Origin of the sequence: Nostoc paludosum FACHB-159 (assembly GCF_014698835.1) — a bacterium.
Taxonomy (GTDB): Bacteria; Cyanobacteriota; Cyanobacteriia; order Cyanobacteriales; family Nostocaceae; genus Nostoc; species Nostoc paludosum.
The window spans coordinates 1-18062 of record NZ_JACJTU010000008.1 but is presented as its reverse complement, the minus strand read 5'-3'; the positions used below and the strand labels follow the sequence as shown (position 1 = coordinate 18062).

Genomic DNA, 18062 nt, shown 5'->3' with positions numbered 1-18062 from the left:
TTGTTGATTCCGCAAAAGTTGAATTATTGTTGCAACTCTTAATGTTTTGCTTACTTGTTTGTCGCCCGCGCCTTGGTAGACTGAACTTTATACAAATGAATTATTTGTCGGCTGTTGAGCGTTGCCAGAGCATTATCCTTGGCTTTCTGGTGTACTCAAGATAATAAAGACACTCATTGCAATCAAGACATGGTAGATTCCCTCAAAAAACCAGGCTTTGAAGAAATACGGCCAGGAATTAAAGTCCCCGCGAAAGAAACCCTGTTAACACCTCGGTTTTATACTACCGACTTTGATGAAATGGCGCGGATGGATATTTCCGTCAACGAAGACGAGTTGAGAGCCATTCTCGAAGAATTTCGCGCTGACTACAACCGCCATCACTTTGTTCGGGATGCCGAGTTTGAACAATCCTGGGATCATATTGATGGAGACACTCGTCGGTTGTTTGTTGAATTTCTAGAACGTTCCTGTACAGCAGAGTTTTCCGGATTTTTGCTGTATAAAGAACTCGGCCGTCGCTTGAAAGACAAAAGCCCCGTCTTGGCAGAGTGCTTTAACCTGATGTCACGGGATGAAGCACGTCACGCTGGCTTTTTGAATAAAGCTATGTCGGACTTTAATCTGTCCCTAGATTTAGGGTTTTTGACTAAGAGCCGCAATTATACCTTCTTTAAGCCAAAATTTATCTTCTACGCAACTTATCTTTCTGAGAAGATTGGTTATTGGCGCTATATCACCATTTATCGTCATTTAGAAACACATCCCGAAGACCGGATTTATCCGATTTTCCGGTTCTTTGAAAACTGGTGTCAAGATGAGAACCGTCACGGTGATTTCTTCGATGCGATAATGAAATCCCAACCGCAAATGCTGAATGATTGGAAGGCACGGCTGTGGAGTCGGTTCTTCTTGTTGTCAGTGTTTGCAACAATGTATCTCAATGACATCCAACGCAAGGACTTTTATGCCACCCTTGGACTGGATGCGCGAGAATACGACATTCATGTAATTAAGAAGACCAACGAAACCGCAGGTAGAGTATTCCCGCTGATGCTGGATGTGGAAAATCCAGAGTTTTATCAGCGATTGGATGTTTGTGTAAATAATAACGAGAAGCTGAGTGCGATCGCTAACTCCAATACTCCCAAATTCCTGCAATTCTTCCAAAAACTGCCAATTCTCGTTTCCACTGGCTGGCAGTTGTTACGGCTGTACTGGATGAAACCCATTGATGCTGCTTCTGCTCAAGGCGTAGTTCGTTAAGTCATCAAAGTTTTGCGAAAGCTTTAGTGGTTCTGTTGATTGCAGAACCACTTTTTTTATTCTTACCTGTTTGTATGTCAGTAGGATTTATTGTTCAGGGTGCGTCAATTAAGGTATTTCTACAATATCGGTGTCAAACTTTTGTCCTGTTTCTGCGTCAACAGCGATAATTATTGATGACTTTCTGAATTTAACAAACTGCCCATTTTTTTGTGGCACTTCTACACCTAGTGGTGCATCTATTTCAACTACCCACACTAAACGTTTTGGATGAACTTGTAGATTTTCGATAATATCGCCAACACGTTGCTTTTTATTTTCTAGATACTCTGAATATTTCGCTAACTTAATTTGTTTAAGTTTTAGATCCTTTTTAAGTTGACCAATAACATTTTCTTTCTTAATCAATTGTGCTTCAGTTTTGTTACTGTTGTCAGGAAACAGATAGTTAGGCTTGGGTTTTGATGTGGTTTCAATTTCACCAGGCTTATCTAATTCTGGTGGGCGTGGATTTTGTTTAGGTTCTTGCTGGCTAGCTGTTGCTGCATATACTAATCCCAAACCAAAACATACAACTAGTGCGCTCGTACTTAGTACTTTTTTCATTTAAATTGTTAATCCTGCACAGTCATTGGCAAACGAATAGTAAAAGTAGAACCAACTCCCGGCTGACTGTTGACAATAATTTCACCACCCATCATTTGGCAAAAGTGACGGCTAATTGCCAAACCCAGTCCTGTACCACCGTATCTTTTCGTAGTTGATGTATCCCCTTGTGTAAAAGGTTGAAATAACTGCTGCTGTTGACGGTGAGACATACCTATACCTGTATCAGTGACAGTAAAAGTAATGCTCCCTAAAGGAGCTTCTGGTCTAAAATCGTCCTTTTCTCTTTTGACTGTCAGAGTTACCTTGCCGTTTGTCGTGAATTTACCTGCGTTGCTGAGTAAATTTAATAACACTTGGCGCATCCGAGTTTGATCGGCGTACATAGTGCCAAGTTGCTCATCCAAATCCACTTCTAAAACATTGGCATTTTTTTCTATAGTTGGTTTAACTGTGAGAACGACGTTATGAATCAGCGTTGCAATCTCGAATGTCTCTGGATAGAGAGTCATTTTCCCCGCTTCAATTTTTGACAAGTCGAGGATTTCGTTAATCAAGTGGAGTAGGTGTTTGCCAGCAGAGTTAATCGTTTCTAAGTCTGTGATAAAGTCAGGCGATAAACCAAGATCGGTTGCGTCGTCTTCTAGTAGTTGGCTCAAGCCAATCACAGCATTTAACGGTGTGCGTAACTCGTGGCTGACGTTTGCCAAAAATATGCTTTTTGCCTTGCTAGCAGCTTCAGCTAATTCTTTAGCTTGTTGTAATTCTCTAGTTCGCTCAGAAACTGCCTCAATCAAACGATTCAGAGATTTGGCGAGCAGGCCAATTTCATCTTCAGTGGTAATGGGAGCTCGCAAATCAAAATTAGATTTCCTGGCCACTTGTTCAGCCACTTGGGTGACAAGGATCACCGGCTCAGCGATCGCTCGACTAGTCCGCCAAGCTACAATAACTGCGATCGCCACGGAAACCAGCATACTCGCAATCACTATAAATCGCTCAACTATTCTTGCCTGCTCAACTGATTTTTGCCGTTCTTGCTCTTGATATTCAGCAGTTTGCAGGATATTAGTCAAGTTTTGCGAAAGCTGATCTAGCCGTATGGCTGTATCACTACGCATAATAGCTAATAACTGCGATCGGGCCGAGGAAATTTCTTGAGACTGTACTGGCTGGGAGTCAATTTTGTTTAAAACTGCTTCTATTTGGTCAACGTAAGCTTTTAAATTAGTTTTATAATCCTGCAATAAAGTCTGTAAAGTAGAACTTGTTGCGGCTAGTCTGTGAGGTTTACTGTCGATAAATCCGTTAATTTCTGACTCTAGTTGCTTAGCTTTTTCAAAACTTTTGAGAAAATCAGCTTTTTTGCTTTGTAACCTTTGTGAATCTTCCAACACAGCAACTAAGTTGGAACTATGCAATTGTGCCCCTACTACTGCATCCTTATAATTACTCAGTAATTGTCCTTGTTCGTGGGCTTGATTGAATTGCCTGACTTCCCTTCCGCGGTAATAGTTGGCAATTACCAACCCAGTCAGCGATCCAAAAAAGCCAATTCCTATGGCTACAAAGTAGCCATAGCCAATTTTTTGATGGATGCGCCAAGAACTGGCTTTGAGTTTCCCTCGTGAGGGAAATTCTATGGTCGGGAGTTCGTCTGTTGATGGCTCTGACGCTGACACTTTTTTGTTTTCTGAACTGCTGTCGATAGGGGTTGGCTTTTGAGTCGGCATTTCTCAAACCTCCTTGCCTTCCCGCAAACATCACCAAATCAGTCTAGCTTGTGCAAACACTTCAACTGGTGGTTAACATCTAGATTATCCTCTTTTATAGCAAGAGCAAATCATTAGTTACCAATTAATTAGCATAAGCTTATGCTGGGGCATTGGGCATTGGGCAAGCAGGGAGTGTGGGAGGGGTGGGAGGTGTGGGAGGTGTGGGAGGTGTGGGAGGATGGTGAAGAAATCTTTCCCCCCACACTCCCCACACTCCCCACACTTCTCTATCTCCCCATCTCCCCTGCTCCCTGCCTCTTCCCATACCGAATGCCCAATAGACAATGCGTTTATTAACCATCCCGCCTTAAAATAGCTTTAATATCGGATAAAATCGGCTTTTAAGCCTATATAAATGAGAGGTGGATTAATTTTTGCATGATTTGTACCTAGATTTAGTACGATTATGGGCAAATGACACGAAATCGGATAATCTACAACCTGAGGATTTCAGTTGATGACAAAAAATCCAACTCAGGAGGCTGATCATAATACATTCTGCTGCCTTATGAGTTGTATGCTCGTACTGATTTTCTACCTTGTAGTTGATGCAGTAGATGTTACGGGCAATTATGGTTATAGGATACTAAAACCGTTTTCTGCCATTGACCCAATTCTAGTGGTGGACTCGTACATTACCTAATCAACAGCCTTTTGGTTGTAATTATCCAGATTAGAAAAACTCAACTGTCAAATTTATTGGGAGTGAAAATGCCAGAACAAGAATTTACGGAAACCACATCCAAAGAGGCTACAGTGCCAGAAATCAATAGCCAAACGGGAACTATTACCAAACTCCAGCCTCCCGCGCAACCCCAAGACGAATGGCTAAAATATGGGGAGCAAATTTCTAGCTTTTTAGCATCATTACCCGAATACGTAGGAAACTTCTTTAACCAATATAAGCAGCCTCTGGTTAGCGTTGGTCTAATTGTGGGAGCAATTGTTGGGGTTAAAGTACTCTTGGCAGTATTAGATGCTCTAAATGATATTCCCTTGGTAGCTCCTACTTTTGAGTTGATTGGTATTGGCTATTCTGCTTGGTTTGTTTACCGCTATTTACTCAAAGCCTCAACCAGAAAAGAGTTAACTACTGAAATCACTACTCTTAAATCACAAGTTGTTGGTAAACAAGTTCCAGAAGCTTAATATCTGAACTATTGCTTCTCCTGCAAAGACGCTAGGCCAATACTTTGATTCAAAATCACGCCCGATTAAGAGTATCCACCCATCCGTCGCGATTTTGCTAGGCGTAGCGTCTTCTATAGGAGAAGTTTTTATTAATACCAATTTGACAAAAGAATGCGACAAATATACATATTGGATAAGGTAGCACTGCTGTCCTACTCTACAAATGATTGATGTGTTGCAAAGATTGTTGGAACTGGTATATAGCGTTTTTTAATCTGGTGAGGTACTGAATAATTCACTCTCTAAATTAGGCAAACCTCTGCGTAACTCTGCGCTTGACTCTGCGCCGCTTTGCGTTTAAAAACAAAAATTTCTGTCCCTCACTTAAGAGGGAAACGCTATAAGTAAAACTGAGCTTTTTGATTTCTCAAAAACGGACGAGCGAATTTTGTCAAAATTCTGAATTCTGACTTCTGTTTATTGAGATGAGCCGCCTGCTGATAAGTTAACCTTTGGCTTCTCTTTTGGCGTGCGCGATGGTGCTGGAGATATATTCGGCGAACGCACTATGTTTTCAGATGAAATTCCCTTCAATTTGCCTTGTTTGACTAAAGCTTGATGAATCATCGCGGCCACTTCACCACGAGTCGCTACTTTATTAGGAGCAAGGACTTCTGGGTTTGGATAGTTAACCACAAGTCCACTAGCTGTAGCAGCAGCTATTTTACCCCTAGCATATGGCGGAATATCTTTAGCATCTTTATAAATACTTAAAATCTGATTCGCCGAAGTAGGTGTTTTCAAATTCAACCCACTAGCAAGGGCAACTAAAACCTGTACTTTTGAAATATTTTGTTGTGGCTTGAAGGTTTTTTTCGGGTAGCCTTTGAGAAATCCGCTACTGATGGCTTGGTTAATTGCTGGATTTGCCCAGAATGTTGTTGGTACATCTTGAAATGCGATCGCATTCTTAGACAATTCTTGATTAAAAGCTTTTTGTAAGATGGCAGCAAATTCAGCACGATTTACAGGCTGATTTGGTCTAAAAGAATAATCAGGAAATCCTTTAAGAATACTACGAGAAGAAAGAACATCTATAAAACGCCGACCCCAGAAGTTATTAGGCACATCATTAAATGCAATTGGCGGCGGAATAATTGATTTCGGTTTTGCTGGAGTTACTAAAGGCAACGCTGCTGAGCTAATTGATGACTCAAACCCAAATGAAGAGGATGTAGGTATCTGTGGTTGTGGAGATTGAGTTGGCCTTACCTCAGCAGATGGTAACAGTTCAGGGGAAGGAGTTGCGCTATTATTCGGCAATGAAGGTGTCTTGGGTTCAACAGCCGCAGGTGGAGATGAGTTGAAATTATCGGCTGCATTTGGTTCTAGTTTAAGAGTAGGGGAAGGCAATACTTTATCGGGGTAAGCGCGACTAGAAGGAGTGGGGGAAGGTGAGAGCAAAGTGTTGAAATTCCAACTAGAATCTCTGCGCGACAATGACCAAAAAAGAATTGCTCCAATGGTGGTGAAGGCAACTAGAATGGCTATAAATTCATCAAAGCCAAGGGCAGTTCTTTGAGATGACTCAGGTTCGGAAGGAGGTCTATTTGTCATCGCGATCGCACCTGGTAGCAGTAAAATATGTGCCTAAACAAATTAAGCCACAGATGATAATTTTACACCAGCCATTTTCGATTTATAATTCGTAGGAAAATATTATACTTCTGGTTCTAGACCAAGCGATCGCTAGTGGGGAGTGGGGAGTGTAGGGAGATGAGGAGATAGGGAGACACGGGGACACGGGGACGAGGAGAATAACCAATGCCCAATGCCCAATGCCCCATGCCCAATGCCTCATGCCCAATGCCCCATTTTAAGATTCCCGTCCGGAAGCCCAGGTATCACGCCATTTAACGGTGCCTTCTTTGGCAATCACCCAGCGGCGGTTAACGAGATTTTCCCGCAGAGGCGATTGCCCTTCCCGCCACATCGCATACTTATAAGCAATCAGTTTGCCTGTACTCTCATTAAAGGGAATCTCCGCAAACCAAGTATTAGTATTGATGTATTCCAACGGATACGCTTTGCTGATGTCCCAGTTGCCTAACTCTGGACAGTCTCCAGTCACAACAATGGTTTCACCAGGCTGAGTTTGCACGCCATTAAGTTGGACTCTGACTATGGTTTGCGCTTTAATCCGTTCTCCTACGTGGCTGAAAACAATTACTCCCCGTTCTTCAAGTACTAGGTCGTAGATTTTACCGTCTTTGACTTCATACTTATTGCGAGTTACTACACAAGTATGTTCGCCATCAGGTAATTCTGTTTCTACTTCTGGGAGAGTAACTTCTCCACCCCGATTTAAAGCGACAAAACACAGGGAATCTCGATAGCGGCGGACGTAACAATAAACGTCATTTGTTAAGTATTTTTGCCAGTGGCTACCCATTGACACTGCGGGATTGAGTCGCCGTAAACCAGACAATAACCTAATGTAACGATAGATTTCTGTATCTGTATCCCAACTTTCCATCATCGGGCGATTATATGGATCGTTACCGCCATCAGTGTCGTTGTGTAGATACTGTTCTGTGCCGTAATATATACACGGTATACCGCGACATGTCATAATCAAGGCGATCGCCACCTTCAACATAGCTGGATCGGGGTTCAGCGATTGGAAGCGCGGCATATCGTGGTTATCGATGAAGGTGACTAACTCTGTAGCCCCACTGTAGCGATGATCTTGGTCAAAAATATATTGAATTGTATGGAATCCGTTTTCGGAACCTTGCGCCAGTGCTGCCCGAATCGCTACGCATAGCCCAAAGTCTAGCATGGACATGCCTGAGTGATTGGCAAATTCCACAGAGCGATCGTCACCAGGATGACTATAAATCCACTCACCAAAAATAAACACATCTGGTTTGTGATTGGTGATGTCGCCGGTGAATTCTTGCCAAAACCAAATTGGCATGTGTTTGACAGTATCCACCCGCAGCGCATCTACACCCCGGTCTAGCCATTGTTTGATTGCTGACTTGATATACTGGCGGTAATCAGTATTGTTTTCATTAAAAGTTGCAAGACCCGCTAATTCACAGTTTTGCACTTGCCAATCGTCTTCCCAGTTTTGCACTTCGCCATAGTGGTGATACCAGTGATTGACATCATCATTGAAGTCGGCAATTTTGACACCATCATCATACAATTCACCTTTGCTACCGCTGGTATCAGGACTGCTATGGTTGCAGACAATATCTAATATCAGCTTCATATTGCGCTTGTGCAATTCGGCAATTAAGCGATCGAAGGTCGTATTTTTTTCTTCTTGAGTAGCGTTTAAAGAAGGATTTTCTCCGTCAGCAATATACCGGGGATTAATTCGCTTAAAGTCTTTTGTCCAATAACCGTGTAGCGCTGCATTACCGACAAATAACTCTTCCACTTGCTCAAATAGCGGAGTTAGCCAAACGGCGGTAACTCCCATGTTTTTGAGATAATCCAATTTGTCAATCACGCCTTGTAAATCGCCACCCCAGTACTTACCCCAATCTTGTCTAGTTGGGTCGTAAAGTTCTGAGTTTGCACCTTCGCTATTATCTGGATCGCCATCATGAAAGCGATCGACTACTAGAAAATAGATTGTCTCCTGACGAAATTCAATATCCCTGGTGTACAGAAAGTCTAGATCGATCTCAGTATCTGATGGAGGCGCTTGTATTAAAGCTTCTACTTTTTCCGTTGCAGAATCAACTTTGTATTGTTCTGGTGAAAATTGGGAGGGAGGTGTTTTTACCATAAAAGACTCAAAATTTCGGGGAATTTACGTTTGTATACTCAACAGTAAGTATTTTGAATATCTTGTGTAAGTGCAAACGTCGGTATTGTGACATCCCGCCCACGGTGTATGTATCTATCGCTAGCTAGTTTATAATTCTATCCGTAGATATAATTCATCTGCTAGAGGATAAAAATAAAAAAATATAGCAGCTGTTAACGGTCATTGTATTTTAACAAAAATTAATATTAGCAAGAATCTAGTCAATTAGCTTACGGTAAATACTGAGACTGGCTTGCGATCGACTAAAGTATGCACATTCTGTCGCATACTTGTTGAGGCTCACACATAAATTAAGCGAAATTAATTGTTTAAAAAATAACTAATTATCTTCGATATTTTTTAATTAAGTAATAAAGTAAATAAGAATTAATCGAAAATATATAACTTTGGTTATCTAGGAATTATGACAACAATAATTATTTAGTGACAACAGCTAGGTCATGATAACTAGAAAAACCAAAGTATTGACTATCAAAATGGTAATCACGTATGACAGATAAACAAAAAAAGCCAAGATTGCTCAAAGGTCGCACAGCATTTTTATTCATCCACGGTATTGGCGAACAAAATCCTTATGAAACTGTAGACTTTTTCACCCATAATTTTATTAATTATTTTGATAAGCAAAGTTTTGCTTTCAACCTAGAACATCTAATTGCTAAACGCAGACTATCAAGCGGATCTCTTTGGACAGAAAGCTTTGTGAGATTGAAATCAACTGATAGTAATGAAGATTGGCTAATTGATGTTCACGAATACTACTGGTCAACTTATACAGAAAAGAAAATTACCGTACCAGAGATATTGCAATGGGCAGAACAAACTTTAGATGGTACAATTAAGTTTTATAACCGTAAGGAAAACCAACCTCTATTAGATAGCCTTTTGGCTAACAGAAATAGAAAAACTTTTTTTACATATCGCCTGCGATCGCTGACTATATTACTGCGGATATTTAACTTTTTATATCCAGTATTACGAATGGCAGTTTGGCTAATTCTGTTTTTGGCAGGGCCATTTCTCAAAGGTCGTTTTCTCCAGTCAGCTTGGCAGTTAAGTAAACAAATTGTAACTCCTCCATTAGTTGATTTTATTGGGGATATCACCATCTACAGTACCACCGATCAAAAATCGCCCTATAAAATAATTCGTCAGCAAATACTGAGGGAATCTTTAACATTATTGAAAGCAATTCTTAAAGATAAACAAGCAAATTACGACCAAGTAATAATAGCTGGACATTCTCTTGGTAGCTGTATAGCTTACGACACATTAAACCTTCTGTGTATTGAAGCCAGTCTTTCTCAAGACAAGAATAAAAATCTTTCATTGGATAAAATTAAAGGGTTAATTACCTTTGGTTCGCCACTAGATAAAATCGCCTTTTTCTTCCGAGAGGTAGCACAGGAAGGACAGTATATTAGGCAGCGGATTTTAGAACACCTCAACTCCTTTCGGGTGAAACCAGAATTTGCACAAAAAAATCAATACTCAATCAAAAGTCCAGTTGAATGCAAACTCGATCGAGTTCGTTGGGTCAATTACTACCATCTCAAAGATCCAATTAGCGGTCACCTAGATTACTATGAAAACCTAGATAACGTTGAAATGAAATATGAAGCATCTTGGGGTGACCAAGGACACCAAGGTTACTGGTTTGATACAAGTTTTTACGAAAACATTGCCGAACGCTTCCTGTATGTAGCGAATCAGGATGAGGAATAAAAAAGAAAGTGGCTAGAGACGCAATTATAGCGTCTGTACGGAATAGAGGAGGAGAAATATTTTTCATCCCTGGTAGGGGGATTTTCTAGTAATGGAGTTTGAGCAAATTCCACTCAACAGGCTTTTGCTAAAGACTTTTAATCGCAAATCTCAAATTCTACATTGTTGTAATCCGCGTATTACTGAAGTTTTTCTTTTGGAGATTCACTCCATTGCTAAACTGACCATTGTCACTTTCAAACTGTTATTACTATAAAGCAATTGATTCTGGTAACAATTATGAGCAAATATGACAAGATTTTTAACTCATCCGAGACATCAGAGGAATCGCTAAGTCCAGAGGAAGCCGTAGCGGCCATCGCAACTGTAACAGCGATCGCTGATTTATCCGTTGAAGATGTCGATGCAGAAAGTTTAGCAGGTATCCTTTGGGAATTCGAGGTTTTTGAAGAATACTCAGAAGATGAAATTGTCGAAATCGTAGATCGACTCATAGGTATTGCAGAAGACGAAGGACTTGGTGCCTTATTTAATACCGCTAAAATTTCTCTCTCCGATGAATTAGTGCTTGATGGTTTCGCCGCCGGGGTGATAGTGCTTTTAGACGATGAACTTGCCATTCCCAAACAAAAACAAGGCTACCTCAAAAAGCTACAAACAGCCTTGGAACTTGAAGATGAAGAAGCAGAGGAAATTATTAAAGAGGTAATTGCAGCCTTTGAAGAAGCAGAAGAGGAGGAATATGCAGATGACGAAGATGAAACAGTAATTATAGATGAATATAGTCAACAGACTTATAAATCTCCATTAGGTAATTTTACAGTATCGGTTCCAGTCGATCCCGAAAATGGCGGTAGAATTCAAAGCCAGGAAGGAGTAGTGGGCTTTTCTGATGACATTGGCACTTTGTTGAGAATTGACTATTATCCTTTTCCTGCGGAACAGTTAGAGGAACTGGAGTCGGTTGGACAACAAAAATATTTACAATCAATTTTAGTAGACAAGTACGTGCCCCAAGCGATTTTAGCTAACGTACCAAATGCTACCGTAGAATATATCGAATATCTAGAAGATACTTTGTCTGGGGCTTACTATGCATTAGTTGATATGCCAAAAGGTTCAACGATTTCCAAGCAAGAAAATAATGGAACTGCCGTCAGATTAGATGCGTATCGAGGGCTACTGGCTTTTATCAGTGGCGAATTTTTGTATATAGTTAGCAGCCAGCACAGCTTTCTCAACGGCGAAACACCCGATTCCATCGAAGAAGAAGCCGAATATATCAAGGAAAATATTTTAGGGTTTGTTGAGACTATCGAGTTTGCATAATTGGGCGTGGGGCATAGGGTATGGGGATGAGGGAGATGAGTAATTACCAATGCCCATTGCCCAATGCCCAATGCCCTAACTTTCCCGAATATGCTAACCTAGTATGGTTGACTAATCTCGCACATCTAAGAATTCGGGTGTTTTCCAATTGGAAAATACGCTTGGATGGAGGTTTAACCCGAATCGGAGTTAAAAATATATGCCAGTTGTTTCATTGGCTCAAATGATGGAGTCAGGGGTTCACTTTGGGCATCAGACCCGGCGTTGGAACCCAAAAATGTCGCCTTATATTTACACCTCTCGCAATGGTGTACATATTATCGACTTGGTGCAGACTGCCCAGTTGATGGAAGACGCTTATACTTATATGCGATCGCAGGCAGAGCAAGGAAAGAAATTTCTTTTCGTCGGCACAAAACGGCAAGCTGCTGGAATTATTGCTCAAGAAGCCAGCCGTTGCGGTTCCCATTACATTAACCAGCGCTGGTTGGGCGGAATGCTCACCAACTGGGCAACCATTAAAACACGGGTAGACCGCCTCAAAGATTTGGAACGGCGGGAAGAAAGCGGCGCACTGGATTTATTGCCCAAAAAAGAAGCGTCCATGCTGCGTCGGGAAATGGCGAAGTTGCAAAAATATTTGGGCGGCATTAAAACAATGCGAAAAGTGCCCGATATCGTGGTGATTGTAGACCAGCGTCGGGAATATAACGCTGTTCAAGAGTGCCAAAAACTCAACATTCCCATTGTGTCCATGCTGGATACAAACTGCGACCCGGATGTAGTTGACATCCCCATCCCCGCAAACGACGATGCCATCAGATCGATTAAGCTGATAGTCGGAAAATTGGCAGATGCCATTTATGAAGGTCGTCACGGTCAACTTGATGTCGAAGAAGATTACGAGGATTACGACGGCACTGAGTATGACGAAGAATACGAGGAAAGCGACTACACTGACACCTTGATTCCGGATGACGACGAAGAAGAAGAATAGTATTTGATAGTTAGGCTAAACTGCTGAGTAAGATAGAGATACTCAGCAAATTGGATAGTGCTGAGTCTTGATAACTTATATCAATTTTGGATTTTGGATTTTGGATTAAAAACCTTTGCTAGAAAGTTTTTCCAAGAATTTCAAAAAATACTTTTTATGCCAATTTGATATGAACACTCAAAACTCAGCACTCAGCACTAAATTCGGTGAGCGATTACAATTCGAGGTCAAGTTTAGGAATTGAGGGAACATGGCGGAAATATCTGCAAAACTCGTCCAAGAGCTACGCCAAAAAACTGGTGCTGGCATGATGGACTGCAAAAAGGCGCTGAAAGAAACTGATGGCAATATAGAAGAAGCCGCAGACTGGCTACGGAAAAAAGGCATCACTTCGGCGGGTAAAAAAAGCGATCGCATTGCAGCAGAAGGTCTAGTAGACACCTACATTCAACCTGGTGGCCGGGTGGGTGTACTCATAGAAGTCAACTGCCAAACTGATTTTGTGGCTCGTAACGAAGCTTTTAAAGCTTTAGTCAAGAACCTCGCTAAGCAAGCAGTGACAGCCGATAGTGTTGAGTCTTTGCTAACTCAACCCTATATTGAAAATGAAAGCGTGACTGTAGATGAATTCATCAAGCAAACTATTGCCACCCTTGGCGAAAACATCCAACTGCGTCGGTTTGTCACTTTTGCACTAGCAGAAGGCACGCAAGGGATCGTGGACAGCTACATTCACACTGGCGGTCGAGTTGGTGTATTAGTAGAGTTGGGTTCACAAACAGATTCAGCTGCTGCTAAAGAAGAATTCCAAAGCTTGGCGCGCAACGCAGCCATGCAAGTTGCAGCCTGCCCCAATGTCGAGTATGTCAGCCTAGATCAAATTCCTGCCGAAGTCGCCCAAAAAGAAAAAGATATTGAAATGGGCAAGGATGATTTGGCAAACAAGCCAGATAACATCAAAGAAAAGATTGTTCAGGGACGGATTGACAAACGCCTCAAAGAATTGACTTTGCTAGATCAACCTTATATTCGCGATCAAAGTATTTCTGTAGAAGAATTGTTGAAGCAAGTCAAAGGGCAAGTAGGCGAAGACATCCAAGTCAATCGCTTTGTCCGCTATGTACTAGGCGAAGGCATTGAAAAGCAAGAAAGCAACTTTGCTGAAGAAGTCGCCGCACAAATGGGCGTTAAGTAATATTTAGTTTGGAGAGACGCCATTATACTGTTACCAAAAGCCGCTTTTCGAGCGTCTGAGCGTCTGTAAAAGAGTTTCGAGTTGGCTTGATAATTCATAACTCACAATTCATAACTCCTAACTTCTTTAAGAACAGGTCAAGCCAATAGCCTGACCTGTATTTTATTAAAAAAGCAGCGAAATTTCGCATATAATTCAAAATTTAAAATGGTTGGGAAAGTTATTCTAAAATAAATAGGTACATTCGTACTATTTAATGGTTGATATGGGTAAGAGCGAGAAGTTATGGCAAGAGCAATCGAGCGAATTGAGCGGGATATTGCAGCACTCAAAGAAGCGATTGGAGCGATCGCACTAGAACTACAAACCGCTTATGCTAGTTATCTAGCCACCTTGGGAGTAAGTTTACAAAAACAGTTGATTCTAGCTACTTATCACCTTTGTACTCAAGGGTATCCCGAAAACTTCCTGCATTTGTCATTGAATCAACGCCAACAATTGCAACAAGCCATCCGCAAGTTAGCTCAAGTAGCAGCCGAGCAGCTGGTTACTTTTATGAAGAGTGAAGAAACTGGCGTAGATGAGGAAGATGAGGAAGTAGAGGGGGATGAGGAAGATGAGGAAGTAGGGGGAGATGAGGAAGAAAAGACTTATTTATCTCCCTTGTCCCCCTCATCCTCTTCATCTCCAGACACCTCTAGTCCTATAGAATTGACAAAATGGCAACAGAACTTAGAGGATGTTACCCAAGAGATACTGAAAAAAGTTTCCCATGATGCTAATGTTTTATTACAAAAAGCCGCGATATTACCTAAAAAGTTACCAGAACCGATTTTAGCAGCGGCGGCGGCGGCGGCATCAGAAGCGTCTGCTGAGGTAATGCCAGGGCCGCCTAACTTATTAAATTTAATAATTGAAATTGAAAATGAGCAGCAGTCAGAAGATTCTAGTCTGACGCAGATTATGGCTATTAATTTGCGGCTAGGGGAAATTGAATTTGCTGACCCTACACTCTCATCTGTACGCAGACAGATCCGCGGTATCTTAGTTCAGCTAAACAAGCTAGAACGAGAGTATCAAAAGAAACTTCGAGAAAGAGCAGTTGCTGAAGCTGAAGCTGCCTGGCGTGCTAGTTGGTTTGAATAAAGTTATGAGTTATGAATTATGAGTTATGAGTTATTTATTCCTAACTTCTTACTCTTAACCCCTGGCTCCTAACTCCTCACTCCTAACTCTACTAACCAATGAGTAATGAAAAACCAGATTGGATACGATTGCATAAAGCCTTGGCAGTAGAAGCCGAACATGGCTTTACAGATTTAATGGGCAGACAATACCGCTTCAGCGAATTTCTGAGCCTGACTTTGGGAAAATTTCCCACGGGCTTACCCCAAAGCGAACGCCGCCGTTGGCAAGGGCTAGCGGTGCAATTTGCTAGTTATCCACATTTGGCATTGGAACAAAGGCAAGACTTGGTAGCAGAGACTCGTAGGTATCTTCACCAGCTACAGCAGGAGGACGAGGGGGAGCAGAGGAGCAGGGGAGCAGAGGAGCAAGGGAGAACTTATAAGTCCAAAATCCAAAATATCCCAACTCCAATTGTTGCTGAGGTGAGTAGGAGACTTGCTCCGAAAATTGAGCAAAAACTGAGTGATTTACCAGAAATAGGCTTTAAAAGAGCTGATAACTTAGCACGTCTTGGTTTGTATACCGTCCGTGATTTACTTTTTTATTATCCCCGCGACCACATTGACTATGCGCGTCAGGTGAATATCCGTGAGTTACAGGCGGGTGAAACGGTGACAATAGTGGCGACGGTAAAGCGTTGCAACTGCTTTACTAGCCCGAAAAATCAGAAATTATCAATTTTAGAACTGTTAGTAAAAGATAATAGCGGTCAAATCAAAATTGGGCGTTTTTACGCAGGTACGCGTTATAGTAGTCGCGGTTGGCAAGAAAGTTTAAAACGCCGTTATCCCGTAGGTAGTATTGTTGCGGCGTGTGGGTTGGTAAAAGAAAGTAAATACGGCTTGACGCTGGATAATCCAGAATTAGAGGTTTTGGCAAATCCAGGAGATCCCATTGAGTCGCTAAATATTGGGCGTGTGGTACCAATTTATGCGTTGACTGAGGGAGTGGTGGCGAATGCAGTGCGACAAGCGGTAATTGCTGCTTTACCTGCTGCGGCTCTCCTGAAAGACCCTCTGCCAAGTGGTTTGCGGCAGAAATATGCTTTGATGGAATTGAAAGATGCGATCGCCAATATCCACTTTCCTAAGGATGGCGAAACTCTGCAAGTCGCCCGTCGTCGCCTAGTTTTTGACGAATTTTTCTATCTGCAACTCGGTTTACTGCAACGTCAACAACAAGCAAGGGCAATTCAAAAGGCGGCCATCCTTGCCCCAAGAGGCCAACTGATAGAAAAATTCTACGAAATACTGCCATTTAAACTCACTGGGGCACAGCAACGAGTCATCAACGATATCCTTAACGACTTGCAAAAACCCGCACCAATGAATCGTTTGGTACAGGGCGATGTCGGTTCCGGTAAAACTGTGGTTGCCGTGCTGGCTATCCTGGCAGCAATTCAATCTGGCTACCAAGCGGCGCTGATGGCTCCCACAGAAGTTTTGGCAGAACAACATTATCGCAAGTTAGTTAGTTGGTTTAACTTGCTGCATTTACCAGTGGAATTACTGACAGGTTCTACTAAAACTGCTAAACGCAGACAAATACATTCTCAGTTAGAAACGGGTGAATTACCGCTGTTAGTTGGAACTCATGCTTTGATTCAAGACCCTGTGAATTTCCAGCGTTTGGGGTTAGTGGTGATTGACGAACAGCATCGCTTTGGGGTGGAACAACGGGCACGTTTACAGCAAAAAGGGCAGCAACCCCATGTGTTAACTATGACAGCCACTCCGATTCCGCGAACTTTAGCACTGACGATACACGGGGATTTAGACGTTAGCCAAATTGATGAGTTACCACCAGGACGGCAAAAGATTCAAACAACAATGCTATCAGGTCAGCAACGCAACCATGCTTACGACCTGATGCGTCGAGAAATTGCCCAAGGAAGACAAGTTTATGTGGTTTTGCCGTTGGTGGAAGAATCAGAAAAATTAGATTTGCGATCGGCTGTTGATGAGCATCAAAAGTTACAAGAAAGCGTTTTTCCAGATTTTCAAGTAGGGCTGCTGCACGGTCGCATGAGTTCAGCCGAAAAGGACGAAGCGATTACTAAATTTCGCGATAATGAAACACAGATTTTAGTTTCAACTACTGTTGTTGAGGTAGGTGTAGATGTACCCAATGCTACAGTTATGCTCATTGAAAATGCAGAGCGATTTGGGTTATCGCAACTGCACCAATTACGCGGGCGTGTTGGTCGTGGTGCGGCTCAGTCCTACTGTTTGTTGATGAGCAGTTCTCGAAATCCCGATGCTCAACAAAGATTGAGGGTTTTGGAACAGTCCCAAGATGGCTTTTTCATCTCGGAAATGGATATGCGTTTTCGCGGCCCAGGGCAAGTACTGGGAACTCGTCAATCTGGAGTGCCGGATTTTACCTTAGCGAGTTTGGTTGAAGATGAAGAAGTTTTACTTTTAGCACGCCAAGCAGCTGAAAAAATTATAGAGATGGATGTGACTTTAGAGCGGTGGTATTTGATGAAAGAAGAATTGAAATATCGGTATGAGCGGTTGATGGGCGGAGCGATTTTGACGTAAAAACAGTAATTGGCTCAAAATCTGTGCTAAATCTAACACAAACCCAGGTAAGACATCCTCTCCTGATAAACTAGTGGGCGATCGCAGAATCTCAACATCCTGTCCTGCGCGGTAAATTTCTACTTGTTGGTTCTGGGGGTCAATTAGCCAACCCAAACGCACACCGTTCTCAATATATTCCTGCATCTTTGCTTGCACAGTTTTTAAGCTGTCGGAAGCAGAGCATAATTCCACTGCAAAATCAGATGCCATTCAGAGTTGATATTTTTTCTCTCAGCTTCTATTTACAAGATACTGTATTCAATCACACCTCTTATTGTTCTGTTGACTTAGCCCATTTAGTCTAAATTTCAGTAAATGCTTACACACCTGTTTTAGTTGCCAAATCGCTTTTGAAATTGGACTTTCCCCACTTGTGATCCGTTCATGTCTGAGGGGTAATGCCCAACTGCCTGATTTT

General features: G+C 42.0%; 13 protein-coding genes and 1 pseudogene. 8 read left to right on the top strand and 6 right to left on the bottom strand.

Annotated elements, in window-relative coordinates:
• The first annotated feature begins 189 nt into the window (after positions 1–189).
• A complete protein-coding gene (gene acsF, locus H6H03_RS10070) occupies positions 190–1266 on the top strand; it encodes a magnesium-protoporphyrin IX monomethyl ester (oxidative) cyclase (RefSeq protein ID WP_190955002.1) in 1077 nt (358 codons plus the stop codon).
• A gap of 108 nt (positions 1267–1374) precedes the next feature.
• Here the strand turns inward: acsF and H6H03_RS10065 are convergent, their stop codons facing one another.
• From H6H03_RS10065 to H6H03_RS10055, 3 genes are all read right to left on the bottom strand, one after another.
• Complete coding sequence (locus H6H03_RS10065) at positions 1375–1872, bottom strand: hypothetical protein (RefSeq protein WP_190955001.1); 498 nt, start codon at positions 1870–1872, stop codon at positions 1375–1377.
• A gap of 8 nt (positions 1873–1880) precedes the next feature.
• The gene (locus tag H6H03_RS10060; protein WP_190955000.1) at positions 1881–3605 is read right to left on the bottom strand and encodes a sensor histidine kinase; all 1725 of its coding nucleotides are present in this window, start codon (positions 3603–3605) and stop codon (positions 1881–1883) included.
• Positions 3606–3744: 139 nt separating this feature from the next.
• Positions 3745–3948: a hypothetical protein gene (locus H6H03_RS10055; protein ID WP_190954999.1), complete on the bottom strand. Its 204-nt coding sequence runs from the start codon at positions 3946–3948 to the stop codon at positions 3745–3747.
• A gap of 410 nt (positions 3949–4358) precedes the next feature.
• Between H6H03_RS10055 and H6H03_RS10050 the strand changes: the two genes are divergently transcribed.
• The gene (locus H6H03_RS10050; RefSeq protein WP_096539515.1) at positions 4359–4796 is read left to right on the top strand and encodes a CAAD domain-containing protein; all 438 of its coding nucleotides are present in this window, start codon (positions 4359–4361) and stop codon (positions 4794–4796) included.
• A 459-nt stretch (positions 4797–5255) separates the two neighbouring features.
• Here the strand turns inward: H6H03_RS10050 and H6H03_RS10045 are convergent, their stop codons facing one another.
• Together H6H03_RS10045 and H6H03_RS10040 are read right to left on the bottom strand one after the other, a co-directional pair.
• Positions 5256–6395 carry an S-layer homology domain-containing protein gene (locus H6H03_RS10045; protein ID WP_190954998.1) on the bottom strand — a complete coding sequence of 380 codons (1140 nt, stop codon included), beginning with the start codon at positions 6393–6395 and terminating at the stop codon, positions 5256–5258.
• 259 nt (positions 6396–6654) lie between these two features.
• Entirely contained in the window at positions 6655–8583 is a 1929-nt protein-coding gene (locus tag H6H03_RS10040) for an alpha-amylase family glycosyl hydrolase (RefSeq protein WP_190954997.1), read from the bottom strand.
• Positions 8584–9114: 531 nt separating this feature from the next.
• Between H6H03_RS10040 and H6H03_RS10035 the strand changes: the two genes are divergently transcribed.
• The 6 genes from H6H03_RS10035 (at position 9115) to recG (ending at position 17602) form a co-directional block, all read left to right on the top strand.
• A complete protein-coding gene (locus H6H03_RS10035) occupies positions 9115–10350 on the top strand; it encodes a hypothetical protein (protein ID WP_190954996.1) in 1236 nt (411 codons plus the stop codon).
• 279 nt (positions 10351–10629) lie between these two features.
• Positions 10630–11679, top strand: coding sequence for a hypothetical protein (locus tag H6H03_RS10030; protein WP_190954995.1), 1050 nt, complete (start codon positions 10630–10632; stop codon positions 11677–11679).
• Positions 11680–11878: 199 nt separating this feature from the next.
• Complete coding sequence (gene rpsB, locus H6H03_RS10025) at positions 11879–12676, top strand: 30S ribosomal protein S2 (protein WP_190954994.1); 798 nt, start codon at positions 11879–11881, stop codon at positions 12674–12676.
• Between the two features lie 250 nt (positions 12677–12926).
• Positions 12927–13871 carry a translation elongation factor Ts gene (gene tsf, locus H6H03_RS10020; protein ID WP_190954993.1) on the top strand — a complete coding sequence of 315 codons (945 nt, stop codon included), beginning with the start codon at positions 12927–12929 and terminating at the stop codon, positions 13869–13871.
• A 285-nt stretch (positions 13872–14156) separates the two neighbouring features.
• Positions 14157–15017 carry a hypothetical protein gene (locus tag H6H03_RS10015; RefSeq protein WP_190954992.1) on the top strand — a complete coding sequence of 287 codons (861 nt, stop codon included), beginning with the start codon at positions 14157–14159 and terminating at the stop codon, positions 15015–15017.
• A 98-nt stretch (positions 15018–15115) separates the two neighbouring features.
• Positions 15116–17602 (top strand): ATP-dependent DNA helicase RecG, encoded by a 2487-nt coding sequence (gene recG / locus H6H03_RS10010; RefSeq protein ID WP_190954991.1) that lies wholly within the window; start codon positions 15116–15118, stop codon positions 17600–17602.
• 12 nt (positions 17603–17614) lie between these two features.
• Here the strand turns inward: recG and H6H03_RS10005 are convergent.
• Positions 17615–17854: pseudogene (locus tag H6H03_RS10005) on the bottom strand (Uma2 family endonuclease); the annotation flags it as partial.
• Positions 17855–18062 lie beyond the last annotated feature (208 nt).